Source organism: Streptomyces xylophagus (genome assembly GCF_000716435.1).
Taxonomy (GTDB): Bacteria; Actinomycetota; Actinomycetes; order Streptomycetales; family Streptomycetaceae; genus Streptomyces; species Streptomyces xylophagus.
The window spans coordinates 216928-241579 of record NZ_JNWO01000021.1 but is presented as its reverse complement, the minus strand read 5'-3'; the positions used below and the strand labels follow the sequence as shown (position 1 = coordinate 241579).

Genomic DNA, 24652 nt, shown 5'->3' with positions numbered 1-24652 from the left:
ACATTACGCCCGATCCCCTGTGCTGAAACGGGGTTCGACGGCACGGTTTGGATCATTTTCCGATGAAGCCGCAACCACCGCACCCCCGGCGGGAGCTGCGAGGACCCGTCCGGTCGCCACCAGAACCAGCAGCGACACGGCCCCGGCGACCCCCGGCACGGCGAACCCCCACAGGGCCCCACCGGCCTGTACGACCGGGCCCGCGACGCCCGTTCCGACCGACGCGCCCACGGTGAACGTCGTCACAAGCCACGAGAAAGCCTCGGTGACCGTGCCCTTGGGCGCGTGCCGGTCGACGATGATGAAGGCGCAGGCGAGGGCGGGCGCGAGGAACACCCCGGCGAGCACGGTGAGCAGCACCATGGCGACCGCGCCCGGCATGAGCATCAACGGCAGGTAACACACCGCCAGGAGCCCCACCAGGACCCGCAGTCGGCGCTCGGGCACCCCGCTCCACTGCCGCGCCCCGTAGACGGTGCCACCGAGCAGCGCGCCCAGACCGATCGCCGCCATGAGCCAGCCGTACACCACGTCACCACCGTGCTCGTCCGCGTACGGAACAGAGGCGACCGTGATAGACCCCATCGCGATCCCGACGAACAGGAACGCGCCCAGCAGCGCCAGCAGCCCCGGCGAGCGCAGGGCGCCCAGCCAGTGCGCCTCACGCGGCGCCGAACGCCACGCGCGCGAGGGCGGCGACGCGACCACGGAGAGGGCGCCCAGCACCCCGATGACGTTCAGCACGAGCAGCGCCACCGGGGCGGACCACAGCGACACGAACACCGTCACGAGCAACGGCCCCACGGTGAACATGACTTCCTGCGCCACCGCGTCCATGGCGTAGGCCGTGTGCACCTGGTCCTCGCGCCGCAGCACGGCCGGCCACAGCGCGCGCAGACCGCCCTCCAGGGGCGGCGCGAAAAGACCGGCGCCCGCCACGGCGACGTAGGCGAGGGGCAACGGATCGGTGCCGCCGAAGGCGAAGACCGCCATGGCGAGCGCCGACAGGATCGCGGCGGGCAGCTGCACACGCGGCTGCCCGTGGACGTCCACCAGCCGCCCGAGGAGGGGCTGCCCGACCGCGTTGGCGACGCCGTAGACGGCCGCCAGCGCCCCCGCGAGGCTGTAGGTGCCGCCCTCGGCGCGGATGAACAGCACGATCGCGATCGCGGCGGTGGCGTTCGGCAGCCGCCCCACCAGCGTGCCCACCAGCAGGCGGCTGGCGTGCCTCGCCCTGAGGATCTCCAGATATCCCACGGCCATGCCCCACCCTCACGTTTTACGTATAACTTCCACTGTCATACGTACCATGTGCCCTGTTCACGCGTCCAGACGGAGCACAGTCGAAGGAGCAGGCCCACGGTGGCACGAGGCAGCACCCGCCCCACGAGCCGCGACGTCGCACAGGCGGCGGGAGTGTCCCAGGCCGCGGTCTCGCTGGTGCTCGGCGACAAGTGGCGAGGCCGCGTCTCGGAGACCACCGCTGAACGCGTCCGCGAGGCCGCACGCGATTTGGGCTACCGCCCCAACCTCGCCGCCCGCAATCTCAGGCTGGGACGCACCCGTACCGTCCTCCTGGTGGTCCCGGTCCTGACGACGGAGTTCTTCGCCGGCGTCTACACCGGCGCCGCCCGCGTCGCCGCCGAACACGGCTTCGGCGTGGTCCTCTACCCCTCCCCCGAGGGCATCGGCCCCGCCCGGGACCCCTTCGCCTCCGCCCAGGCCGCCCTGGACGGCGTGATCGCCTCCTCCATGGCCGCCGACGCCCTCACCGCGATCCGCGGCGACCAGCTCCCCCTGGTGATGCTCGACAGCGACCCGGAGGGCAGCCTGGGCGCCGCCACGGTCAACCTGGACATCGCCGACGGCGTCCGCCAGGTCGCCGAACACCTACTGACTCTGGGCCACCGCCACTTCCTGCACCTGGCCGCCGACGTACCGTCCTGGACCTTCGAGGTACGCGCGCGTGAACTCGCCGCGCGGGTGGGTGCCGTGGAAGGCACCTCGGTACGTACGACCCGGGCCCCCATCTCGATCGAGGGCGCCCTGGCCGCCGCCGAGGCCGCGCTCTCGCTCCCCGGCCCCCGCCCCACCGCCCTGGTCTGCGACGACGACAAACTCGCCGCCGGCGCCTACAAGGCCGCCCGCCGACTGGGCCTGCGCATCCCGGACGACCTGTCGGTCACCGGCCTCGACGACCTCGCCCTGGCCACCGCCATCGACCCGGAACTGACGACGGTCCGCCTCGACGCGGAACTCTTCGGAGAACACGGCATGCGAGCCCTCCTGGCGGTCCTGGACGGCCGCGTACCGGAGGAGGGCGACATCCCGGTGGAGCTGGTCGTACGGGGCTCCACGGCGCCGCCGAGCGCGTCGCGCTGAAACGCCGCGCGCCCCGGCCGAGGTGGCCGGGGCGCGCGAGAGGCTGGGTGAGGCCGGCTCACTTCTCGTCGTCGGAGTCGTCACCGTCGGACGAGGTGTCCGCGGCCTCGCCCTCCAACAGGCGGGACAGCTGACGCCCGACGATCCGCTTGAACTTGCGGGCCTGCGGGCGCGTGCGGTCCAGGACCGCGACCTCCAGGCGCTCGGCGGGAATCTCCCGCTCGCTGCCGTTCGTGTCACGGGACAGGGACTGCACGGCCAGCTTGAGCGCCTCCGCGAGAGTCATGCCGTCACGGTGACGCTGGTCCAGATAGGTACTGATCGTCTCGGCGTTGCCACCGACCGCGACCGAGCCGTGCTCGTCCACGATCGAACCGTCGTGCGGCAACCGGTAGATCTGATCGCCGTCGGGCGTGTCCCCGACCTCCGCGACGACCAGCTCCACCTCGTACGGCTTCTCGGCCGCACTGGAGAAGATCGTGCCGAGCGTCTGGGCGTAGACGTTGGCGAGACCGCGGGCGGTCACGTCCGCACGGTCGTAGGTGTAACCGCGGAGGTCGGCGTACCGCACGCCGCCGATCCGCAGGTTCTCGTACTCGTTGTACTTTCCGGCGGCCGCGAACCCGATCCGGTCGTAGATCTCGCTGAACTTGTGCAGCGCACGGGACGGGTTCTCGCCGACGAAGACAATGCCGTCGGCGAACTGCAGCACGACCAGGCTGCGGCCACGGGCGATGCCCTTGCGGGCGTACTCCGCCCGGTCGGCCATCGCCTGCTGGGGTGAGACATAGAACGGCGTCGACACCGGTATCCGTCCCTCTCTTTAAAGTTCCGTCGAAGTCACTGGATCACCTTGAATGAGAACGGGCCCCGGGTCAGAGCAGCGCGGCGCGCGGGCCGTCGGGCTGCTGCAGTCGCCGTTCCAGGATCGAGCGGGCGATCTCGGAGGACTCGTCGTCGGTGAGTCGACGGAAGCCGTCCTCGGTGATCACGGTGACGATCGGGTAGATCCGGCGGGCGACGTCGGGACCACCGGTCGCCGAGTCGTCGTCAGCCGCGTCGTAGAGGGCCTGGACCACGAGGGTCGTGGCCTCGCTCTCGGTCAGCTGGTCGTGGAAGAGCTTCTTCATGGCGCCCCGCGCGAACACCGAACCGGAGCCGGTGGCCGCGTAGCCGAGCTCCTGGGAGCGGCCGCCCGTCACGTCGTAGGAGAAGATGCGGCCCTTGCCGCGGTCCACGTCGAACCCGGCGAAGAGCGGGACCACGGCGAGGCCCTGCATGGCCATGCCGAGGTTGGAACGGATCATCGTGGACAGTCGGTTCGCCTTGCCCTCCAGGGAGAGTTGGGCGCCTTCGACCTTCTCGAAGTGCTCCAGCTCCAGCTGGAAGAGCTTGACCATCTCCACGGCGAGTCCCGCGGTGCCGGCGATGCCGACGGCCGAGTACTCGTCCGCGGGGAACACCTTCTCGATGTCCCGCTGCGCGATGACATTGCCCATGGTGGCCCGCCGGTCACCGGCGAGCACCACGCCACCGGGGAAGGTGACAGCGACGATCGTCGTGCCGTGCGGGGCCTCGATGACGCCCTGGGTGGGCGGCAGTTGCCGATTGCCCGGGAGGATCTCCGGCTGATGATCGGAGAGGAAGTCCATGAAGGACGACGACCCAGGCGTCAGGAAGGCAGCTGGTAGACGCCCAGTGCTACGAGTGTTGGCTTCCACGAGGATCCTTCCAAGTAGGCGGCAGCCCGACGAACAGCGTCGGGATCAACTCCCAACTTGCCGATGGCCGAATTGCAGTTGAAGCACGTTGTGCCACGGACCCTACCCGTCTCATGGCGGTGATCCACATGAACGGCGGAGGCTTTCCGATGCCACTCCGAAGAGGGCGAAGACTGCGTGCGGCTTGGTCTCGCCGCACCGCACGCAGCACTTCATCTTGGACTCGCCCGCCACCACGCCACCCCGTTCACCTTCGAATCGAAGGGTAGAGCGGCCTACTGGCCGCCCTTCTGAACGAAGGAGCGCACGAAGTCCTCTGCGTTCTCCTCGAGGACGTCGTCGATCTCGTCCAGAACCGAGTCGACATCGTCGCTCAGCTTCTCGTGGCGCTCCTTGAGGTCGTCGGTCGCCTGCGCTTCCTCCGCCTGCTCCTCGACCTCCTCCGTGGAGCGCGTCGCCTTCTGCTGTCCGCCGCCGGTGTCCTTGGTCGCCATAACCCTCACCCCGCTCGGTTCGACGTTCTTGATCAGACCCTACTTGCAGGGACTGACATCGGCCCCGCAGTTCCTACAACGTACGGCGGCCACCTCGATGATTCCCGGCCACCGGACATTCCACCCTGTCCGGCGCCCTGGATCCGAGGGGCCCCTCAGCCGCCCGACAGGACCCTGACCAGGTCTTCCGCCGTGCGACAACGGTCAAGGAGCTCCTTGACGTGATTACGCGTTCCGCGAAGCGGTTCCAGGGTTGGGACGCGCTGGAGCGAGTCCCGGCCCGGGAGGTCGAAGATCACGGAGTCCCAGGAGGCCGCCGCGACATCGTCGGCGTACTGCTCCAGGCAGCGTCCGCGGAAGTACGCGCGCGTGTCCTCCGGAGGCGTCGTACGCGCCCGCTCGACCGTGTCCTCGTCCAGCAGCCGCTTGATGCGGCCGCGGGCCACCAGGCGGTTGTAGAGACCCTTCTCGGCCCGTACGTCCGCGTACTGGAGGTCGACCAGGTGCAGCCGGGCCGCGTCCCAGTCGAGGCTGTCGCGGCGCCGGTAGCCCTCCATGAGCTCCCGTTTGGCGACCCAGTCCAGTTCGCCGGCCAGGCTCATCGGGTCGTTCTCCAGCCGGTTGAGCGTGTCCTCCCAGCGGGCCAGGACGTCCTTGGTCTGGTCGTCCGCGTCGGAGCCGTAGCGCTCCTCGACGTATTTGCGGGACAGCTCGTAGTACTCCATCTGGAGCTGGACCGCGGTGAGGGTCCGGCCGCTGCGGAGGGTGACCAGGCGCTTGAGTGTGGGGTCGTGGGAGACCTGGTGGAGGGTGCGGACCGGTTGGTCCACGGCCAGGTCCACCGCGATGAAGCCGTCCTCGATCATGGAGAGGACCAGGGCTGTCGTGCCCAGTTTGAGGTAGGTCGAGATCTCGGAGAGGTTCGCGTCGCCGATGATCACGTGCAGGCGGCGGTACTTCTCGGCGTCCGCGTGCGGTTCGTCGCGGGTGTTGATGATCGGGCGCTTGAGGGTGGTCTCCAGGCCGACCTCGACCTCGAAGTAGTCGGCGCGCTGGCTGAGCTGGAAGCCGTGCTCGTGCCCGTCCTGGCCGATGCCGACGCGGCCCGCTCCGGTGACGACCTGACGGGAGACGAAGAAGGGCGTCAGGTGGCGCACGATGTCCGAGAAGGGGGTCTCCCGCTTCATCAGGTAGTTCTCGTGCGTGCCGTAGGAGGCGCCCTTGTTGTCGGTGTTGTTCTTGTAGAGGTGGATCGGCTGGGCGCCCGGGAGTTGGGCCGCGCGCTCGGCGGCCTCCGCCATGATGCGCTCGCCGGCCTTGTCCCACAGGACGGCGTCCATGGGGTTGGTGACTTCGGGGGAGCTGTACTCCGGGTGTGCGTGGTCGACGTAGAGCCGTGCGCCGTTGGTGAGGATGACATTGGCGAGGCCGATGTCCTCGTCGGTGAGCTGGCTGGAGTCGGCGGCCTCCCGGGCGAGGTCGAAGCCCCGCGCGTCCCGGAGCGGATTCTCCTCCTCGAAGTCCCAGCGGGCCCGCCGGGCCCGGTGCATCGCCGCCGCGTAGGCGTTGACGATCTGGGACGAGGTGAGCATGGCATTGGCGTTGGGGTGGCCGGGGACGGAGATCCCGTACTCCGTCTCGATGCCCATTACTCGCCGTACGGTCATGCGGCCCTCCTTGCCCGGCGGCGCCCTCGGTCGGGGGCACCGCTCAAGTACCGCTGGCGCTCCGGTGCGTGTGCGGTGCCCGTCCCCGCACTGCGCGACTCGGCGGTACCGAAGAGCCTAGAACGGCTTTGCGCTGGTGGGGAGATCATTTGCGTCATTGCCTCGCGCGCCCCTTGTTGCGGTCATGGCCTGAAAAGCAGTCGGCTGCGGGTACCCACCATGGGCACCCGCAGCCGCCCTGTTTTTTACAGGTACTGACCGGTGTTCGCCACCGTGTCGATGGAGCGTCCGGTGTCGGCGCCCTGCTTTCCGGTGATGAGCGTACGGATGTAGACGATCCGTTCGCCCTTCTTTCCGGAGATCCGGGCCCAGTCGTCGGGGTTGGTGGTGTTGGGCAGGTCCTCGTTCTCCTTGAACTCGTCCACGCACGCCTGGAGGAGGTGCGAGACGCGGATGCCCTTCTGCTTGTGGTCGAGGAAGTCCTTGATGGCCATCTTCTTGGCCCGGCCCACGATGTTCTCGATCATGGCGCCGGAGTTGAAGTCCTTGAAGTAGAGGACTTCCTTGTCACCGTTGGCGTAGGTGACCTCCAGGAAGCGGTTCTCCTCGGATTCCGTGTACATGTGCTCCACGGCCGTCTGGATCATGCTCTGGACGGTGGTGGTCTTGTCGCCGCTGTGCTCGCCCACGTCGTCGGGGTGGAGCGGGAGGCGCTCGGTGAGGTACTTGCCGAAGATGTCCTTGGCGGCCTCGGCGTCGGGACGTTCGATCTTGATCTTCACGTCCAGGCGGCCGGGGCGCAGGATGGCGGGGTCGATCATGTCCTCGCGGTTCGAGGCGCCGATGACGACCACGTTCTGCAGGCCTTCCACGCCGTCGATCTCGGCGAGCAGCTGGGGGACGATGGTGTTCTCCACGTCCGAGCTGACACCGGATCCGCGGGTGCGGAAGAGGGACTCCATCTCGTCGAAGAAGACGATGACGGGTGTGCCCTCGCTGGCCTTCTCACGTGCACGCTGGAAGACCAGGCGGATCTGCCGCTCGGTCTCGCCGACGTACTTGTTGAGGAGCTCGGGGCCCTTGATGTTGAGGAAGAAGCTCTTGCCGGTGGCCTGTCCGGTGACCTCGGCGACCTTTTTGGCCAGCGAGTTGGCGACGGCCTTGGCGATGAGCGTCTTTCCGCATCCGGGAGGCCCGTACAGCAGGACGCCCTTGGGCGGCCGCAGTTCGTGCTCCTTGAAGAGGTCGGGGTAGAGGTACGGCAGTTCGACCGCGTCGCGGATCATCTCGATCTGGCCGCCCAGACCGCCGATCTGCTCGTAGCCGATGTCGGGGACCTCTTCGAGGACGAGTTCCTCGACCTCGCTCTTCGGTACGACCTCGTAGACATAGCCGGACCGAGGTTCCAGCAGAAGGGCGTCGCCGGGGCGGATGACGACGTCCAGGAGCGGCTCGGCGAGCCGTACCACCCGTTCCTCGTCGGTGTGCCCCTGCACGAGAGCGCGTTCGCCGTCCTCGAGGATCTCCTTGAGGGTGACGATGTCGCCGACGCGCTCGTACTCCATGGCCTCGACCACGTTGAGCGCTTCGTTGAGCATTACTTCCTGGCCGCGGCGGAGCTCTTCGAGATCCACGCTTGGGCTGACGTTCACCCGCAGTTTGCGACCGCCGGTGAAGATATCCGCTGTGCCGTCCTCGTTGGCCACGAGGAAGACACCGAAACCGGCCGGCGGCTGTGCGAGCCGGTCGACTTCTTCCTTGAGGGCCACGATCTGGTCGCGGGCCTCACGGAGCGTGTTGGCGAGTCGCTCGTTCTGGGCGGACACCCCGGCCAGATTGGTCTGCAGCTCGACGATCCGCTCTTCGAGAATCCTCGTGTGTCGCGGAGAGTCGGCGAGCTTACGTCGCAGGACGGCGATCTCCTGCTCAAGGTAGGCAATCTGCCCGGACGGGTCGTCGGACCCTCGTCCCGGGCGGATGCCGCGGTTCATGTCGTCGTCGTGGGCTGCCACGGTCCTCACCTCCTCCAAGGGGAGCTGGACGCTTCCAGACCCTACCTGGGTGGGTGTCGATTGAAACCCCTAGATCACAAAGACTGTCAAGGTGTGTCGTCGGTCACCCTGCGCTCTCCCTCACGCCGTGTGGATACCCACTCAACGTGATTCAGAAGCGGACTGTTCCAAGGCCGGGTTGGTCAAAACCCTTCACGGCGGACGTGAGTTGCCGTGCGGGCGGGTTCGACGCCCGGTGGAAACCGGCCAATGTGCCCCTGACTGAGAGTGTCCATGCGGACAGTGTCCGTCATCGGGCGGCGGGAAACCTGAGATCGCGGAGAAAGGTCGTCCGGGCGGCCGGAGGTAGGGTCGAAGGTGTTCAACACCCTTCGGAATCAGGAGACATCACCGTGCAGGACGAGGCCGCGGCCGACGGCGAGGCGCTGGAGGTCTGGATCGATCAGGATCTCTGTACCGGCGACGGCATCTGCGCCCAGTACGCCCCCGAGGTCTTCGAGCTGGACATCGACGGTCTGGCCTATGTGAAGAGCCCGGACGACGAGCTGTTGCAGGACAAGGGCGCCACCACGCCGGTACCGCTGCCGTTGCTGGTCGATGTCGTGGATTCCGCGAAGGAGTGTCCGGGCGACTGCATTCATGTGCGCCGGGTCGCGGACCGGGTCGAGGTGTACGGGCCGGACGCGGCCTGAGGCCGGCTGTTCGTCAGATGCTCCGGGTCGTCAGATGCTCTGGGTATTGCCGGGCGTGGAGCGGACGAACTCGCCGTCCTGCCACTGCCACTTGGCGGTCTCCTTGACGTCGGGGCAGCAACTGGGCACGTCCTCGGTGGAGTAGCCGAGGAGTGTGGCGAGTACGGCTCCGTCGCGTACGGCGAAGTCGGTGACGGTTTCCCGGGCCTTCGGGGCGACCAGGGTGGCGACCACGCGCGGCTTGTCGGTGTTGGCCGCCCGGGTGAGGACGTAGACGCCGTCGGGCGGGGTACCCATGCCCGCGTCGCAGTGGACCACGGCGACCGTCTCGGGCCTGCCGTCGCCGTCGAGGTCTCCGGTGGCCTTCTTCTGCACGATGGCCTTCAGGGGGCCGCACTGGATGGGGAAGTCGACGCCCGTGGTCGCGGGTGCGGAGGCGGCGGGTGCGGACTTCGCCTGGGGGCCGGAGGCCTGGGCGGCGCGCGCGGAGTCGGGCTGCAGGACCGAGGAGAGGGCCACGACGCCGGCGAGTGCCGTGGCGGTGGCTACCCAGTGGATGGGCCGGGTGTTCGTGTGTGCCAGTTCCAGTTCCGGGACGGCGGAGTGCTGCACTAGGAGTGTCTCCTGTGAGGGCTGTGCCGGTGGGGGTGGCCTGCATGGTGCCACACGGCACAGTGCGGGGGAACGGCGGGGTGGGCAGTTCGTTCGCACGCTCGCACGGGGCGACCCGATGGTGCGGTACGTCGGAGGATTGCGGTTCGTCAGAAGCAGGACGCCGTGGCCGGGTTCCGGAGGTTTTCCGGGAACTCGGCCACGGCGTTCGCGCGTTGAGTGCGGCACAGGGCCGCCAATGGAGGGGGCTCAGCGGCCGGTGGCGCCGCCGTCCGCGTTCGGGCCGGTGTAGTCGTCGCCGTAGGCGCCCTTGGCGGGGCGGCGGCGGCGCATGGGAGGCTCGACGCCGTCGGCGAGGCGCCGGGCGGTGAGGAGGAAGCCGGTGTGGCCGATCATCCGGTGGTCGGGGCGGACGGCCAGGCCCTCGACGTGCCAGTTGCGGAGCATCGTCTCCCAGGCGGTCGGCTCGTTGAAGCAGCCGATCTCGCGGATGGACTCGACGGTCCGCGCGAGCTGGGTGGTGGTCGCGACGTAGCAGCACAGGATGCCGCCGGGCACGAGCGCCTTGGAGACGGCCTCCAGGCACTCCCAGGGGGCGAGCATGTCCAGGATGACGCGGTCCACGTCCGTGTCGGACAGGTTGTCCTGGAGGTCGCCGACGGTGAGCTGCCAGGCGGGGTGCGGTTCGCCGAAGTAGCGCTCCACGTTCTGCTGGGCGATCTCGGCGAAGTCCTCGCGGCGCTCGTAGGAGTGCAGCATGCCCTGGTCGCCGATGGCGCGCAGCAGGAAGCTGCTGAGCGAGCCGGAGCCCACGCCCGCTTCCACGACGCGGGCGCCGGGGAAGATGTCCGCGAAGGACAGGATCTGCCCCGCGTCCTTGGGGTAGACCACGGCGGCGCCGCGGGGCATGGACAGGACGTAGTCGGGGAGCAGGGGGCGCAGCGCGAGGTAGGCGACGTTTCCGGTGGTGCGGACAACGCTGCCCTCGGGTGCGCCGATCAGCTCGTCGTGCGGGAAGGAACCCTTGTGGGTGTGGAAGTTCTTCCCCGCTTCGAGCGTGAACGTGTAGTGGCGGCCCTTGGGGTCGGTCAGCTGAACCTGGTCCCCGACCTTGAAGGGCCCGCGCCTGCGGGCGGCACCGGTCGGTTCGGACATGTGACCAGCCTACCGGTCCCCGGAGAGAGCCCCGACCAACTCCAGGTGCGTGCGGAACTGCGGCAGTTCGTGGCTGGTCGCGCCCACGCGGCGGAGCCGCAAATACATGCAGCCCCGCGCCACGCCTGACGGGGCGCCTTCAGCTGGGCCTTGCCATGGCCTTCACGAACGCCCGCTCCACGTCCGCGGCGGACAGGACGCCGTAGATCTCGCCGGTCTCCTCGACCACGAGGTACTCGGTGGCGGGGGTGGCGCGCAGGGCGTCGAGGAGGTCCTCGCCGGCCAGCTCCGCGGAGACCCGCATGCCGTCGGTGAGGTCCTGGGCGAGGCCGCTGACGGAGACCCAGGGGCGACGGTGTTCGGGTACGCCGACGATGGCGGCCTCGCGGACGAGGGAGAGGGGCTGGCCGTCGGCGTCGACGACGACCAGGGCGCGGGCTCCGGCGGCGTTGGCGCGGCGCAGCGCTTCGGAGAGGGGGGTGTTGGTCTCGACGGGTACCGCGCGGCGGGTGAGGTTGCGGGCGCGGAGTTCCGGAAGGTGTTCGCGCAGTCGGGCCATACGGAGGCTGTTGCCGGCGCCGGTCCAGATGATCGCGGCGAGGATCGCGGCCAGGAGGGCGTCGGTGACGGTGTCCATGCCGTTGATGTCCTCGGTGTTGGTGCCGAGGGCGCCGGTCTGGGTGAGCAGCGGCAGGCCGATGAGGACGGAGACGGCGAGGGCGCGGCCGACCCAGGCGGCGGCGATGGTGCCGCTCATGGGCCTGCCGGTGATCTTCCAGACGACGGCGCGGAGCATGCGGCCGCCGTCCAGGGGCAGGCCGGGCAGGAGGTTGAAGGCGGCCACGATGAGGTTGGAGACCATCAGGCCTGCCAGCAGGACGCCGGGGACGGTGCCGGGCTCCACGGGCTGCATGGCGAGGTAGAAGATGCCCGAGAGGATCAGCGAGAGCAGCGGGCCGACGAAGGCCAGCACGAACTCCCTGCCGGGGGTCTCGGCCTCCTTCTCGATCTCGGAGACCCCGCCGAAGAACTGCAACTGGATGCGGCGGACCGGGAGTTTGAAGCGGAGGGCGGCGACGGTGTGGGCGAGTTCGTGCACCAGGACCGAACCGTAGAAGGCGACCGCGAAGAAGAGGGCCACGAGGTAGCGGGCGGCGCCGAGTTCGGGCAGGACGCGGTCCAGCTGACCGCCGAACACCCAGGTGATGAGCGCGGCGACGAGGAACCAGCTGGGGGCCACGTAGACGGGCACGCCGAAGGGGCGGCCCATGAGCAGGCCGCCGCCGGGTTCTTTGGGGCGGCGCGGGGGGCGGCCCTTGGCGATGCCGGGGTCGGTGTGAGGGGCGTCGGCTCCGGACCGGGCGTCGGGGTCGGTGTGGGCGTAGGGGAGGTTGGGGTGGCTGGGGGTGCGGTCGTGGTCGTCGGTGTGGTCATTGCCCGTGGGCGCGCCACCAGGCTTCGGCTCACCGTTCAGGTGGGCGTGCGCCGGGGGGACGGGAACCGGAACGGCGGCGGGGGGTGCGTCAGCGGGAGCCGGGGCGGAAGGGGTCGAGGGCGCGGGAGTGTCGTCGTGCGCCGTGTCGGTGTCGGTGTCCGTCCGGTCGTGCGGGGCGGGCGACGTGCTCGGCTCCGAGCCTCCGTCACGCGTGACGTGCTCGTGCGACGTGCTCGCCTCGTCGCGGGACTCGGGCGGGGCGCTGACGTCCTCGCGCTCCCCCGACGACACGGTCGCGTCCTTCTCGTCCTCAGGCGCCTGGGCGGATGTCTCGGACCCAGGCGAGTCGGAGTCGCCGTGTTTCGGTTCGGGGGTGCCGGGGTCGGCGGCCGGGGTCGTGGCACCCGTGGCGTGCTCGGTCGGCTCGTTGGTGCCGGACCGCGGCTGCCCGCTCCCGCCGCTCTCGTCCACGGTTTCCCCTCGTTCGAAGCGTCCTCCGCGCCAGCCGGGCGGAGGGGTCTCGGGTCGATGGTATGCGGCGGTCGCGACGCGTTCCGCCCCGGCACCCCCCGCGTTTCCCCGGCTGTCGCGAGCGCGTCGGCCGGGATCGGGTCACTGTCAGTGGTGGGCCGTAAGGTCTGTGGGCATGGAGACCAGTACCGAGGGTGTCGCAGGGGTGTCCGGCGACGAGGGCGCGGCGGCGGGGCCGACCGCGGAAGTGACGGTGGAGACGGGGACGGCGAGCGTGGCCGAGCGCGTCGCCATAGCGCCTGCCTCGCTGTCGCCCTCGCGTGCCAGTGACTTCATGCAGTGCCCGTTGTTGTACCGGTTCCGGGTGATCGACCGGCTGCCGGAGAAGCCCAGCGAGGCGGCGACCAGGGGGACCTTGGTGCACTCCGTCCTTGAGCGGCTTTTCGACGCGCCGGCGGCCGAGCGTACGGCGCCGCGTGCCAAGTCGCTGATTCCCGGGCAGTGGGACCGGTTGCGGGAGTCCAGGCCGGAGGTCGTGGAGCTGTTCGCCGACGATCCGGAGGGCGAGCGGCTGGCGCGCTGGCTCGGGGAGGCGGAGCGGCTGGTCGAGCGGTGGTTCTCCCTGGAGGATCCGACGCGGCTGGAGCCTGCCGAGCGGGAGATGTTCGTCGAGGCCGAGCTGGATTCGGGGCTGAAGCTGCGCGGGATCATCGACCGGGTCGATGTGGCGCCCACGGGTGATGTGCGGATCGTCGACTACAAGACGGGCAAGGCGCCGCGGCCGGAGTACGCCGAGGGCGCGCTGTTCCAGATGAAGTTCTACGCGCTGGTGGTCTGGCGGCTGAAGCAGGTCGTCCCACGGCGGCTCCAGCTGGTGTATCTCGGCAGCGGGGACGTTCTGACGTACGACCCCGTCCTCGCGGACCTGGAGCGGGTCGAGCGCAAGCTGCTGGCCCTGTGGGAGGCGATCCGGCTGGCCACGGAGACGGGCGAGTGGCGTCCCCGCCCGACCAAGCTGTGCGGCTGGTGCGACCACCAGGCGGTGTGCCCGGAGTTCGGGGGGACTCCCCCGCCGTATCCGTTGCCTGTGCGGGGTGCCTACGGCGTTTCTGCGGGGGTGGCGGAGGCGGGGAGCGATGTCTCTGCGGAGGGTTCGGAGGCGGGAGACGGCGTTTCCGCGGGAGGGCCGGAGGCATAGGTACGGCCTTCCTCCGGAGGGAGCGAAGGCAGGGGACGGCGTTCCCGCAGAGGGACCGGAGGCATAGATACCGCGCTTCCGCAGAGGGGGCAGATGCAAGAGGCGGCGTTCCCGAGTAGGGGGCGGATGCGTAAAGTACGGCGTTTCCGCAGAGAGGCCGGAGGCAGGAGACGGCGTTCCTACGGAAGGGCCGGAGGCACAGGTACCGCGCTTCCGTCGAGAGACCGGATGCTCCAGACGATCTCCCCACCAGGGGTCGGAGGCTATGGGGCGGCGGGCCAGGCGCGCCCGGTGCCCGGTGCCCGGTGCCCGGTGCCCGGTGCCCGGTGCCCGGTGCCCGGTGCCCGGTGCCCGGTGCCCGGTGCCCGGTGCCCGGTGCCGACGAGAGTGTTGCCGCCCAAGGGCCCGAGGCACTCGACGATGTTTCCGTCGGGGCCCGGCGGCGACCGACGGGGGTACCGGGACGGCGACGTTCTGTCCGCCCCGCCGAGGTGACCGACGGAATTCCCGGCTGAGCCCCGAAGGCAGCAGACCCCTGTTCCGCCAGGGACAGGGGCCAGAGCCGGAGCCGGTGAACGTGCCGGAGCTGACGGATGCGCTTCCCGCCCAGGCTTCGGGGGCAACAAACACCCCTCCCGCCCAAAGCGCCGAGGCAACGGGCACTCTCCAACGCCATCGCCCGCACAGCTCCCGAGGCGCCCGACCGTAGGTCACCCCGGCCTGGGCTACGGCGCCGACCTTGCCGCACAGGCCACGCTGGTCGAGGTTCCCGGGCGGGCCGCCCCGAGCCCAAACGCAGCGAACGCCTCTTCCCTCATCGCCCTGGGTGCAGCAACCAGTACCCCACCGGAAGCCCCAGGCCCCACCCCCTCCAGGCCGGTCGCGTCCCACGCCGCGGCGCAGGGCAGAATGGGGCCGGGCTAGCGAAGGAGACTCACGTGGCCATCCGCGTCCTACTTGTCGATGACCAGCCGCTGCTGCGCACCGGGTTCCGGATGATTCTGGAGGCGGAGCAGGATCTGGCCGTCGTCGGTGAGGCCGGTGACGGGCTGCAGGCGCTCGACCAGGTGCGGGCTCTGCAGCCCGATGTGGTGCTGATGGACATCCGTATGCCGCGGATGGACGGGGTGGAGGCGACCCGGCAGATCACCGGTCCCGGGCGGGACGGTCCGGCGAAGGTGCTGGTGCTGACCACCTTCGACCTCGACGAGTATGTCGTGGAGGCGTTGCGGGCCGGTGCCAGTGGGTTCCTGTTGAAGGACGCGCCGGCGAATGAACTGGTGCAGGCGATCCGGGTGGTGGCCGCCGGTGAGGCCATGCTCGCGCCGAGCATCACGCGGCGGTTGCTGGACAAGTACGCCGGTCATCTGCCGTCCGGTGACGAGCCGGTCCCGGATGCCCTGCACACGTTGACCGAGCGCGAGGTCGAGGTGTTGAAGCTGGTGGCGCGCGGGTTGTCGAACGCCGAGATCGCCGCCGATCTCTTCGTCAGCGAGACCACCGTCAAGACGCATGTGGGGCATGTGCTGACCAAGCTGGGTCTGCGTGACCGGGTGCAGGCCGCGGTGTACGCGTACGAGAGTGGGTTGGTGCGCCCCGGCGCGCAGTGAGTAGACCCCGGTACACGTGACATACGTAGAAGAGGGCGCCCCTTCCTGACAGGGGCGCCCTCTTCGTGTGTGCGGGCCCGGGTCAGCCCTTGCTGAGTTCCCAGAAGCGGAACACCGTCGAGGCGTCCAGGCAGTACTCGAGGCCGTAGACGTTGTCGCGGGTGACCGCGTACTGCTTGGCCTGCCAGACCGGGAGGACGGGCAGTTGGTCGGCGACGATGTCCTGGAGTCTGCCGTAGTCGGTGTCGGTGGCGGAGCGGTCGCTCTGGGCGGCGGTCCTGGGGATGAGCGTGTCGGTGATCGTGTTGTTGGTGTAGTTGTTGCTCAGCACGTTGCCCTTGCCGAAGAAGGGGGCGGTGAAGTTGTCGGCGTCCGGGTAGTCGGGCACCCAGCCCTTCACGTAGACGCCGTACTTGCCCTTGGTGATGTCCTTCTCGTACTGGCTGTAGGCCACGGACTTCACGTCGGCGTCGAACAGGCCGCTGGCGTTGAGCTGCCCCGCGATGGCCTTCAACTCCCGGTCGGTGGCCGGGCCGTAGCGGGACGGGGTGGACCAGAGGGTCAGTTTCACCTTGTCGGTGATGCCGTCGGCCTCCAGCGCGGCCTTGGCCTTGGACTTGGAGGGGCGGTCGCCGTAGGTGTCGAAGAAGGACGTGGTGTGTCCGGCGATGCCGGCCGGGATGATCGAGTACAGCGCGGTCGCCGTGTCCTTGTAGACGTCCCGGATGAGGGCTTCGCGGTCCAGGAGGTGGGCGATTGCCTTGCGGACGCCGATCCGTCCGGCGACCGGGTCGTCCATGTTGAAGACCAGGTGCTGGACCTCGGCGCTGCTGCCCTCGACGACCTCGACGCCGTCGCTGTCGTCGGAGTTCTCGATGTCCGCGATGTCGGTGGCGGTCAGGCCGCGGTAGGCGATGTCGATCTTGTTGTCGAGGAGGGCCGTCTTCAGGGCGGCCTGGTCGCCGTGGAAGAACTTGAGGGTGACGCCGGAGTTCTTGACCTCGGCGGTGCCCTTGTAGGTGTCGTTGACCGAGAAGACGGCCTCGTCGTCGCCGTAGGAGTCGAGTTTGTACGGCCCTGAGCCGACGGCCCGGCCGTCCTCGCGCAGTCCGTTGGCGGCGTACTGCGTGTGGTCGACGATCGAGCCGGCGCCGGAGGCGATCTTGCTCGGGAAGGTGGCGTCGGACGTGTTCAGGTGGAAGACGACGGTCTTCTTGTCCGGTGTCTCGACCTTGTCGAGCATGGGGAACATGATCGCGGGGCCGGCACCGTCGTTGATCTTCAGCATGCGGTCGAAGGAGAACTTGACGTCCTTCGAGGTGAGCGCGTCACCATTGCTGAACTTCAGACCGTCCCTGAGGGTGCAGCGGTAGACCTTGGCGCGGGTGTCCGTGAAGGAGCACTTCTCGGCGGCCTCCGGCTGCGGTTCGGTGCCGCCCTTGGGGAAGCTGAGCAGCGACTGGAAGACGTTGTTGAACAACAGCCAGGAACCGGGGTCGTAGCCGGAGGCGGGGTCGGTGGCCAGGACGTCGTCGGACATTCCCATGACCACGGAGGAGCCGGTGCCCGAGGAGCCGCCCGTCTGGGTGCCGCAGCCGGTCAACAGGCCGGAGGCCAGCCCCGCCACGATCGGCAGGACTGGCCACTGGTGGAGCTTGTTCACTGCATGTGCCTTGTCGTTGGTGCTTCGAAGCCCGGGGCTGTGCGTCCCGGCCCCGGGCACACGGGGCTGTCAGTTGCCCACGCCTCGGCCCAGCTCCCAGAGCTGGAGGGTCGAGGAGGAGTTGAGCACGTACGCGGTGCCCGTGACGTCGTTGCGTGCGGCGACGTACTGCTTGCCCTGCCACAGCGGGATCATCGGGACGTCCTGCGCGACGATGTCCTGGATGGCCGTGAGGCTCTTGGAGGCGGTGAGCCGGTCGGCCTCGCGGCGGGACTCCGGGATCAGCGTGCCGATGATCTCCGAGTTGGCGTACGGCGAGCCGAGGGTGTTGTCCTTGTCGAGGAACGGCGCGAGGTAGTTGTCGGCGTCGGGGAAGTCCGGGAACCAGCCCATCCCGTAGACGTCGTACTGACCCTTCTGCTCGGCCTGACGGAACGTCGACCAGGGCGTGCCCTTGATGGAGACGTCGAACAGGCCGCTGGCATTGAGCTGCTTCTGGAGCTGCTCGAACTCGTCCTTGGTGGCCGGGCCGTAGTGGTCGGTCGTGTAGTGCAGGGTCAGCTTCACCGGGGTGGTGATGTCGGCCTTGGTCAGCAGCGACTTGGCCTTGGTGACGCTCGGGTCGCCGTACTTGTTGAAGAACGAGTTCGAGTGACCGGTGATGGTCGCCGGGACCAGCGAGTAGAGCGGCTCGGCCTCGGTGCCGTAGACCTTGGAGACGAGTTCGCCGCGGTCGATGACCTGGGCCATCGCCTCGCGCACGGCCTTCGTCTTGACGGTCGCGGCATCGGTGTTGAAGGCCAGGTAGCGGATCTCGAGGCCGGGCATCTCGACGAGGTCGACGTCGCCGTCCGTGTCGTCGCTGAGCTTCTGGATCTGCGCCGGCGACATGGTGCGCGTCATGACGTCGATGTCGCCCTTGTTCAACGCGGTGCCCATGGCGGTGGCGTCGTCGAAGGAGCGCATCTCGACCTTGCTGTTGTTCACCTTCAAAGTCCCCTTGTAATTGGGGTTCTTGGTGAAGGTGGCCGTCGTGATCGCGTCGCCCTTCTTGTCGACCGAGAGGGTGTACGGGCCGGAGCCGTCCACCTCGAAGCCGTCGCGCAGCTTGTCCTTCTCGTAGTCGTCCGGGTTCACGATGCCGGCGACGGGAGTGGACAGCTTGTACGGGAAGGTGGCGTCGGCCGTCTTGAGGTGGAAGATGACCTCGCGGTCGCCCTGGGTCTCGACGGTGTCGACGGTGGACAGCAGGGCGAACACACCGCTGTCGGCCTTGATGCGCATCGCGCGGTCGATGGAGTACTTCACATCTTCCGCGGTGATCTTGTCGCCATTGGCGAACTTGAGACCGTCGCGCAGGGTGCAGGCGTAGCGCTCGTTGCCGGTGTCGGTGAAGCCGCACTTCTCGGCGGCCTCGGGCACCGGGTCGCCCTCGCCCTTGGGCTGGATCATCAGCGTCTGGATGGTCTGGCGCAGGATGTTCCAGGTGCCGACGTCGTAGGCGTAGGCGGGGTCGAGCGGCGCCGGAGCATCCTTCGTCGCCTCGAACCGGTCCGTGGTGCCGACGACTATCGCATCGTCGCTGGAACTGCCGCTGCCGGAACCGCCACACGCGGCGAGCACCGGCGCGAGCAGGCCGACGACGGCCGGCAGCACCAAAGTCTTGCGGTTCATGCGGGAGTTTCTCCAGAGCTGTTCGAGTCCGTGTAGCCGACATGCATGGGGTGGTGATGTCGATCAACGGGGGTAAGGGCGATGTTCTCGCGTTGAGATTAGTCCGGACCCGCACCGGGGTTCGCGGCCACCGTAGTTGAGTTCCCATCACGCTGCGGAACCGGCCGTGGACGCACCGAAAACCCGCCGGGGGAAGGATTAGTGCAGCCTTTCACCAATCGGGACACAAGGGTGCGTGATCGGCCTCAGAAATGGGGTGAACAGCACAGGGTGACCGCGATGTCGACCCTCCTGCACGTGGGGAACCTCACACGCATCAACTCGGTTGGAGAGCACCGGAATTCGACCGGTCGACCGTGCCCGGAATTCTTTTCCCATTGGGCCCATTGGACTTTGCACGCTCGGTGAACGCCTGGCGCATTTCCGTCATCAGTCCGCCATCAGTCCGCGCAGAAATGCCAGGTCGACGACTTCCAGGGAGGTCACGACGGTGCGCCGGGCGGCCGGGGCGATGGGCGCCACGGACGGCACCGCCACCACGTGGCAACCCGCCGCCTCCGCCGCCGCGACACCGGTCGCCGTGTCTTCTACGACGGCACAGCGGGCCGGGTCCACGCCGAGTCCGGCGGCGGCGAGGAGATACGGGTCGGGGTACGGCTTGGTGCGCGCGACCTCGTCGCCGGCGACCGTCAGCGCGAAGTGCTGGGGGCCGAGCGCGGCCAGGACGCGGTCGATGATGCGCCGGTGCGAGGCGGAGACCAGGGCCGTGGGGATCTCGTACTCCGACAGCTCGGCCAGGAGTCTGGCGGCGCCCGGCATCAGCGGCAGGTGCCGCCCGATGCGGTCCTCGAAGCCCGCGTTGAGCAGGAGGCTCAGCTCGGCGAGGGTGATGTCGGCGCCGGTGGCCTCGATCAGGAAGCCGGCGCTGCGGGTCATGGGGCCGCCGACCACGACATGGCGCCACGAGTCGTCGAGGGTGTGTCCGAGGGCGGCGAAGACCTCGACCTCGACGTCCCACCAGAAGCCCTCGGTGTCCACCAGGGTGCCGTCCATGTCGAGGAGTACGGCCTGGAGGGCAGAGCCTTCGGCCGTACGGGTTCCGAGCGCGGGGACCGTGCTGGTCATCCTGGCGCACCTCCTGGAGGGACGATCAGGCCGGCCACCCCTGATGCACACAAGGGCGACCGGCCTGCTGTGGACCGACCAGTGTACGACTTATCCGATCAACGTGCGTTGAAGTACTTCGCCTCGGGGTGGTGGATGACGATCGCGTCCGTGGACTGCTCCGGGTGCAGCTGGAACTCCTCGGACAGGTGGACGCCGATGCGCTCCGGCTCCAGCATGTCGGCGATCTTCGCGCGGTCCTCCAGGTCGGGGCAGGCGCCGTAGCCGAGGGAGAAGCGGGCGCCCCGGTACTTGAGGGCGAACATATCCTCGACGTCGGCGGGGTCCTCGCCGGCGAAGCCCAGCTCGGCACGCACGCGTGCGTGCCAGTACTCGGCGAGTGCCTCGGCCAACTGGACGGACAGGCCGTGCAGTTCGAGGTAGTCGCGGTAGGAGTTCGCCTCGAAGAGCTTCGCGGTCTCCTCGCCGATGCGGTTGCCGACGGTGACGATCTGGAAGCCGACGACGTCGGTCTCACCGGACTCCTCCGGGCGGAAGAAGTCGGCCAGACAGAGGCGGCGGCCGCGGCGCTGGCGCGGGAAGGTGAACCGGGTGCGCTCGTTGCCCTGGTCGTCCAGGATGATCAGGTCGTCATCCTTGGACACGCAGGGGAAGTAGCCGTAGACGACGGCCGCTTCGAGGAGGTTGTCGGTCTGGAGCTTGTCCAGCAGCCCGCGCAGCCGGGGGCGGCCCTCGGTCTCCACCAGTTCCTCGTACGTCGGTCCGTCGCCCGTACGCGCCTGCTTGAGGCCCCACTGGCCCTTGAAGAGGGCGCCCTCGTCGAGCCAGGACGCGTACTCCTTGAGCTGGATGCCCTTGATGACCCGGGTGCCGCGGAACGGCGCGGTCGGGATCGGGTTGTCGACGGCCACGTCGGAGCGGACGTGGCCCTCCTCCGGGCGCTCCTCGACCTCTACGGCGGCCGTCGTCGCCCGCACCCTGCGCTGCTTGAGCTCGGGCAGCTTCGCGCCGGGCACGCCGCGCTTGACGCCGATCAGGGCGTCCATCAGGCGCAGGCCCTCGAACGCGTCGCGGGCGTAGCGGACTTCGCCCTCGTAGATCTCGTGCAGGTCCTGTTCGACGTAGGCACGGGTCAGGGCTGCGCCGCCCAGGATGACCGGGTAGTCGGCGGCCATCTTGCGCTGGTTGAGCTCCTGGAGGTTCTCCTTCATGATCACCGTGGACTTGACCAGGAGACCCGACATGCCGATGACGTCGGCGCGGTGCTCCTCGGCGGCTTCCAGGATCGCGGAGACCGGCTGCTTGATGCCGAGGTTGACGACGTTGTAGCCGTTGTTGGACAGGATGATGTCGACGAGGTTCTTGCCGATGTCGTGGACGTCGCCGCGCACGGTGGCGAGCACGATGGTGCCCTTGCCCTCGGCGTCCGACTTCTCCATGTGCGGTTCGAGGTAGGCGACCGCGGTCTTCATGACCTCGGCGGACTGCAGCACGAACGGCAGCTGCATCTGCCCGGAGCCGAACAGCTCGCCGACGACCTTCATGCCGTCGAGGAGCGTCGCGTTGACGATGTCCAGGGCGGGGCGGGTCTGCAGCGCCTCGGCGAGGTCGGTCTCCAGGCCGTTCTTCTCGCCGTCGATGATCCGGCGCTTGAGCCGCTCGTCCAGCGGGAGGGCGGCCAGCTCCTCGGCGCGGCCCGCGGTCCGGGACTTGGTGGTGGCGCCCTCGAAGAGGGCCATCAGCTTCTGGAGCGGGTCGTAGCCCTCGGCGCGACGGTCGTAGACGAGGTCGAGGGCCGTCTGCACCTCCTCCTCGGTGAAGCGGGCGATCGGGAGGATCTTCGAGGCGTGCACGATCGCCGAATCGAGGCCCGCCTTGACGCACTCGTCGAGGAAGACGGAGTTGAGCAGGACGCGGGCGGCCGGGTTGAGGCCGAAGGAGATGTTGGAGAGGCCGAGAGTGGTCTGGACGTCGGGGTGGCGGGCCTTGAGGCGGCGGATCGCCTCGATGGTGGCGATGCCGTCGCCGCGGGACTCCTCCTGGCCGGTGCAGATGGTGAAGGTCAGGGTGTCGATGAGGATGTCCGACTCGTGGATGCCCCAGTTCGTCGTGAGGTCCTCGATGAGCCGCTCGGCGATGGCGACCTTGTGCTCCGGAGTGCGGGCCTGGCCCTCCTCGTCGATGGTCAGCGCGATGAGCGCGGCGCCGTGCTCCTGCGCCAGCCTGGTGACCTTCGCGAAGCGGGACTCGGGGCCGTCGCCGTCCTCGTAGTTGACGGAGTTGATGACCGCACGGCCACCGAGCTTCTCCAACCCGGCCCGGATGACCGGGACTTCGGTGGAGTCCAGGACGATCGGCAGGGTGGAGGCGGTGGCGAAGCGGCCGGCCAGTTCCTCCATGTCGGCGACGCCGTCGCGGCCCACGTAGTCCACGCAGAGGTCCAGCATGTGGGCGCCCTCGCGGATCTGGTCGCGGGCCATCTCCACACAGTCGTCCCAGCGGCCGTCGAGCATGGCCTCGCGGAACTTCTTCGAGCCGTTGGCGTTGGTGCGCTCGCCGATCGCCATGTAGGCGGTGTCCTGGCGGAACGGGACCGTCTGGTAGAGCGAGGCGGCACCCGGCTCGGGCTGCGGGTGGCGCTCGGTGGGGGTGGCCTCGCGGACCCGCTCGACGAGCTGGCGCAGGTGCTCGGGGGTCGTACCGCAGCAGCCGCCGACCAGGTTCAGGCCGTAGTCGCGGACGAAGTGCTCCTGCGCGTCCGCCAGGCCCTCGGGGTCGAGCGGGAAGTGGGCGCCGTCCTTGGTGAGGATGGGCAGGCCCGCGTTCGGCATGCACAGCAGCGGCGTGCGGGAGTGGCGGGCCAGATAGCGCAGGTGCTCGCTCATCTCGGCCGGGCCCGTCGAGCAGTTCAGGCCGATCATGTCGATGCCGAGGGGTTCCAGCGCGGTGAGCGCGGCGCCGATCTCGGAGCCCAGCAGCATGGTGCCGGTGGTCTCGAAGGCCATCGAGACCAGCAGGGGTACGTCGACGCCGGTCGCCTCCATGGCGCGGCGGGCGCCCAGGATCGACGACTTCGTCTGGAGCAGGTCCTGGGTGGTCTCGACGATCAGGGCGTCGGCGCCGCCCGCGAGGAGGCCCTCGGCGTTCGCCTGGAAGCCGTCGCGGAGGGTGGCGTAGCCGATGTGGCCGAGGGTGGGCAGCTTGGTGCCGGGGCCGATGGAGCCGAGGACCCAGCGCTGGCGGCCGTCGCGGGCGCCGAATTCGTCGGCGGTCTCGCGGGCGATGCGGGCGCCGGACTCGGAGAGTTCGTGGACGCGGTCGGCGATGTCGTACTCGGCCATCGCGGAGTGGTTGGCGCCGAAGGTGTTCGTCTCGACGCAGTCGACGCCCGCGCGGAAGTACTCCTCGTGGACCGAGCGGACGATGTCCGGGCGGGTGATGTTCAGGATCTCGTTGCAGCCTTCGAGATTCTCGAAGTCGTCGAGTGTGGGCTCCTGCGCCTGGAGCATGGTGCCCATGGCTCCGTCGGCGACCACCACGCGGGTGGCGAGTGCCTCTCGGAGCGCGGACACACGGGTCCGGCTGTCGGCAGAAGGGGTCAGTGGCGACGAGGCCATGAAGGGGCTCCCTGGAGTGCGACGGCTGTCGGCTTTTGCGGCTTCCCCGGGAACCTCTCACGGAACTCCCCGGGGAGCGTGCACGTCGCCAGGGTAACGGGGCGGGGCGGGATGATGTCGGAACGTCCATGGGGCGGACCGGGGTGACGGGCGGGTCGACGCCGTCTAGGTTCTCGCGACGGACGACGTAACGGATGACGCAACAGGTATTGACCGACCATTAGCGAGAGGTCGGCATGGACCGGTAGTGTTCGACATTGCCGAACGGCGGCAGCGACGTCGCGCGTCGACGGTCGAACGGGACGGAGGCAGTACGGCGATGGCACGGAACATCCAGTCGCTCGAACGGGCGGCCGCGATGCTGCGCCTGCTCGCGGGCGGCGAGCGACGGCTCGGCCTCTCGGACATCGCCTCGTCGCTCGGTCTCGCCAAGGGCACGGCCCACGGCATCCTGCGCACCCTCCAGCAAGAGGGCTTCGTCGAGCAGGACGACGCCTCCGGGCGCTACCAACTGGGCGCCGAACTGCTGCGCCTGGGCACCACGTATCTCGACGTCCACGAACTGCGGGCCCGCGCCCTGGTGTGGACGGACGACCTGGCCCGCTCCAGCGGCGAGAGCGTGCACCTGGGCGTCCTGCACCAGCAGGGCGTCCTGATCGTGCACCACGTCTTCCGCCCCGACGACAGCCGGCAGGTGCTGGAGATCGGCGCCATGCAGCCGCTGCACTCCACGGCCCTGGGCAAGGTGCTGTCGGCCTTCGACCCGGTCGCGCACAGCGAGGCCCTGGAAGCCGACCGCAAGCCCTTCACCGAGCGCACGGTGTCCGAGCTGGCCGACTTCGAGCACATCCTCGACGTCACACGCGCGCGTGGATACGCGGCCGACGTCGAGGAGACCTGGGAGGGCGTCGCTTCCATCGCCGCGCCCATCCACGACCGGCGGCGCATGCCGGTCGGCGCGGTCGGCATCACCGGGGCCGTGGAGCGGCTGTGCCGCGAGGGCGAGCTGCGCCCCGAACTGATCGCCGCGGTACGGGACTGCGCCCGCGCGGTGTCGCGGGATCTCGGCGCCGGGCGCTTCTGAGCCAGGCGTCCGACCTCAGCCGATTCACAGCAGGAACTCA

18 protein-coding genes and 1 pseudogene are annotated in these 24652 nt (G+C 69.1%); 5 read left to right on the top strand and 14 right to left on the bottom strand.

All coding sequences use genetic code 11. The annotated features are described in order from the left end of the window. Positions 1-3: 3 nt before the first annotated feature. Positions 4-1263, bottom strand: coding sequence for an MFS transporter (locus OO70_RS37390; RefSeq protein ID WP_043681680.1), 1260 nt, complete (start codon positions 1261-1263; stop codon positions 4-6). A 99-nt stretch (positions 1264-1362) separates the two neighbouring features. Here OO70_RS37390 and OO70_RS37385 point away from each other — a divergent pair, with 99 nt between their 5' ends. Then, entirely contained in the window at positions 1363-2382 is a 1020-nt protein-coding gene (locus OO70_RS37385) for a LacI family DNA-binding transcriptional regulator (RefSeq protein WP_043681677.1), read from the top strand. A 58-nt stretch (positions 2383-2440) separates the two neighbouring features. Here the strand turns inward: OO70_RS37385 and prcA are convergent, their stop codons facing one another. The 6 genes and pseudogenes from prcA to arc all read right to left on the bottom strand — a co-directional run bounded on the left by prcA (position 2441) and on the right by arc (position 8276). Next, positions 2441-3187 (bottom strand): proteasome subunit alpha, encoded by a 747-nt coding sequence (gene prcA / locus OO70_RS37380; protein WP_043681674.1) that lies wholly within the window; start codon positions 3185-3187, stop codon positions 2441-2443. A gap of 70 nt (positions 3188-3257) precedes the next feature. Further along, positions 3258-4103: a proteasome subunit beta gene (gene prcB / locus OO70_RS37375; RefSeq protein ID WP_043681671.1), complete on the bottom strand. Its 846-nt coding sequence runs from the start codon at positions 4101-4103 to the stop codon at positions 3258-3260. Continuing rightward, a pseudogene (locus OO70_RS52995) lies at positions 4055-4249 on the bottom strand (endonuclease domain-containing protein); the annotation flags it as partial. The pseudogene OO70_RS52995 and the gene prcB, both read right to left, overlap by 49 nt. A 129-nt stretch (positions 4250-4378) precedes the next feature. Continuing rightward, positions 4379-4597 carry a ubiquitin-like protein Pup gene (locus OO70_RS37370; RefSeq protein ID WP_019066113.1) on the bottom strand — a complete coding sequence of 73 codons (219 nt, stop codon included), beginning with the start codon at positions 4595-4597 and terminating at the stop codon, positions 4379-4381. 155 nt (positions 4598-4752) lie between these two features. Further along, positions 4753-6264: a depupylase/deamidase Dop gene (gene dop / locus OO70_RS37365; protein WP_199827485.1), complete on the bottom strand. Its 1512-nt coding sequence runs from the start codon at positions 6262-6264 to the stop codon at positions 4753-4755. 245 nt (positions 6265-6509) lie between these two features. Beyond that, positions 6510-8276 (bottom strand): proteasome ATPase, encoded by a 1767-nt coding sequence (gene arc, locus OO70_RS37360; protein ID WP_043681664.1) that lies wholly within the window; start codon positions 8274-8276, stop codon positions 6510-6512. 386 nt (positions 8277-8662) lie between these two features. Here arc and OO70_RS37355 point away from each other — a divergent pair, with 386 nt between their 5' ends. Continuing rightward, a complete protein-coding gene (locus tag OO70_RS37355) occupies positions 8663-8968 on the top strand; it encodes a ferredoxin (RefSeq protein WP_043682010.1) in 306 nt (101 codons plus the stop codon). 30 nt (positions 8969-8998) lie between these two features. On the opposite strand, the gene OO70_RS37350 is transcribed toward OO70_RS37355, so the two are convergent. From OO70_RS37350 to OO70_RS37340, 3 genes are all read right to left on the bottom strand, one after another. After that, on the bottom strand, positions 8999-9580 hold the full coding sequence (locus OO70_RS37350) for a hypothetical protein (RefSeq protein WP_043681661.1): 582 nt from the start codon (positions 9578-9580) through the stop codon (positions 8999-9001). 249 nt (positions 9581-9829) lie between these two features. Next, positions 9830-10735 carry a tRNA (adenine-N1)-methyltransferase gene (locus OO70_RS37345; RefSeq protein ID WP_043681659.1) on the bottom strand — a complete coding sequence of 302 codons (906 nt, stop codon included), beginning with the start codon at positions 10733-10735 and terminating at the stop codon, positions 9830-9832. A 139-nt stretch (positions 10736-10874) separates the two neighbouring features. Further along, complete coding sequence (locus OO70_RS37340; protein WP_043681657.1) at positions 10875-12641, bottom strand: site-2 protease family protein; 1767 nt, start codon at positions 12639-12641, stop codon at positions 10875-10877. A gap of 175 nt (positions 12642-12816) precedes the next feature. On the opposite strand from OO70_RS37340, the gene OO70_RS37335 reads away from it, so the two are divergent. Continuing rightward, complete coding sequence (locus tag OO70_RS37335; protein ID WP_234337026.1) at positions 12817-13839, top strand: RecB family exonuclease; 1023 nt, start codon at positions 12817-12819, stop codon at positions 13837-13839. 938 nt (positions 13840-14777) lie between these two features. Continuing rightward, complete coding sequence (locus OO70_RS37330) at positions 14778-15449, top strand: response regulator (protein WP_019066105.1); 672 nt, start codon at positions 14778-14780, stop codon at positions 15447-15449. A gap of 82 nt (positions 15450-15531) precedes the next feature. Here OO70_RS37330 and OO70_RS37325 read toward each other — a convergent pair whose 3' ends face one another. The 4 genes from OO70_RS37325 to metH all read right to left on the bottom strand — a co-directional run bounded on the left by OO70_RS37325 (position 15532) and on the right by metH (position 23528). Then, positions 15532-17112 carry an ABC transporter substrate-binding protein gene (locus tag OO70_RS37325; protein WP_043681656.1) on the bottom strand — a complete coding sequence of 527 codons (1581 nt, stop codon included), beginning with the start codon at positions 17110-17112 and terminating at the stop codon, positions 15532-15534. Between the two features lie 69 nt (positions 17113-17181). Beyond that, complete coding sequence (locus tag OO70_RS37320; protein WP_043681654.1) at positions 17182-18786, bottom strand: ABC transporter substrate-binding protein; 1605 nt, start codon at positions 18784-18786, stop codon at positions 17182-17184. Between the two features lie 429 nt (positions 18787-19215). After that, on the bottom strand, positions 19216-19911 hold the full coding sequence (locus tag OO70_RS37315) for an HAD family hydrolase (RefSeq protein ID WP_043681651.1): 696 nt from the start codon (positions 19909-19911) through the stop codon (positions 19216-19218). Positions 19912-20009: 98 nt separating this feature from the next. Then, positions 20010-23528, bottom strand: coding sequence for a methionine synthase (metH, locus tag OO70_RS37310; RefSeq protein WP_043681648.1), 3519 nt, complete (start codon positions 23526-23528; stop codon positions 20010-20012). A 319-nt stretch (positions 23529-23847) separates the two neighbouring features. Between metH and OO70_RS37305 the strand changes: the two genes are divergently transcribed. Continuing rightward, on the top strand, positions 23848-24612 hold the full coding sequence (locus tag OO70_RS37305; protein ID WP_043682004.1) for an IclR family transcriptional regulator: 765 nt from the start codon (positions 23848-23850) through the stop codon (positions 24610-24612). The last annotated feature ends 40 nt before the right edge of the window (positions 24613-24652 follow it).

Bases quoted from the DNA above. Each gene is read 5' to 3' on its own strand.
- OO70_RS37390 (WP_043681680.1), bottom strand. From the start codon at position 1,263: ATGGCCGTGGGATATCTGGAGATCCTCAGGGCGAGGCACGCCAGCCGC.
- OO70_RS37370 (WP_019066113.1), bottom strand. From the start codon at position 4,597: ATGGCGACCAAGGACACCGGCGGCGGACAGCAGAAGGCGACGCGCTCC.
- dop (WP_199827485.1), bottom strand. From the start codon at position 6,264: ATGACCGTACGGCGAGTAATGGGCATCGAGACGGAGTACGGGATCTCC.
- OO70_RS37345 (WP_043681659.1), bottom strand. From the start codon at position 10,735: ATGTCCGAACCGACCGGTGCCGCCCGCAGGCGCGGGCCCTTCAAGGTC.
- OO70_RS37335 (WP_234337026.1), top strand. From the start codon at position 12,817: ATGGAGACCAGTACCGAGGGTGTCGCAGGGGTGTCCGGCGACGAGGGC.
- OO70_RS37320 (WP_043681654.1), bottom strand. From the start codon at position 18,786: ATGAACCGCAAGACTTTGGTGCTGCCGGCCGTCGTCGGCCTGCTCGCG.
- OO70_RS37315 (WP_043681651.1), bottom strand. From the start codon at position 19,911: ATGACCAGCACGGTCCCCGCGCTCGGAACCCGTACGGCCGAAGGCTCT.
- metH (WP_043681648.1), bottom strand. From the start codon at position 23,528: ATGGCCTCGTCGCCACTGACCCCTTCTGCCGACAGCCGGACCCGTGTG.
- OO70_RS37305 (WP_043682004.1), top strand. From the start codon at position 23,848: ATGGCACGGAACATCCAGTCGCTCGAACGGGCGGCCGCGATGCTGCGC.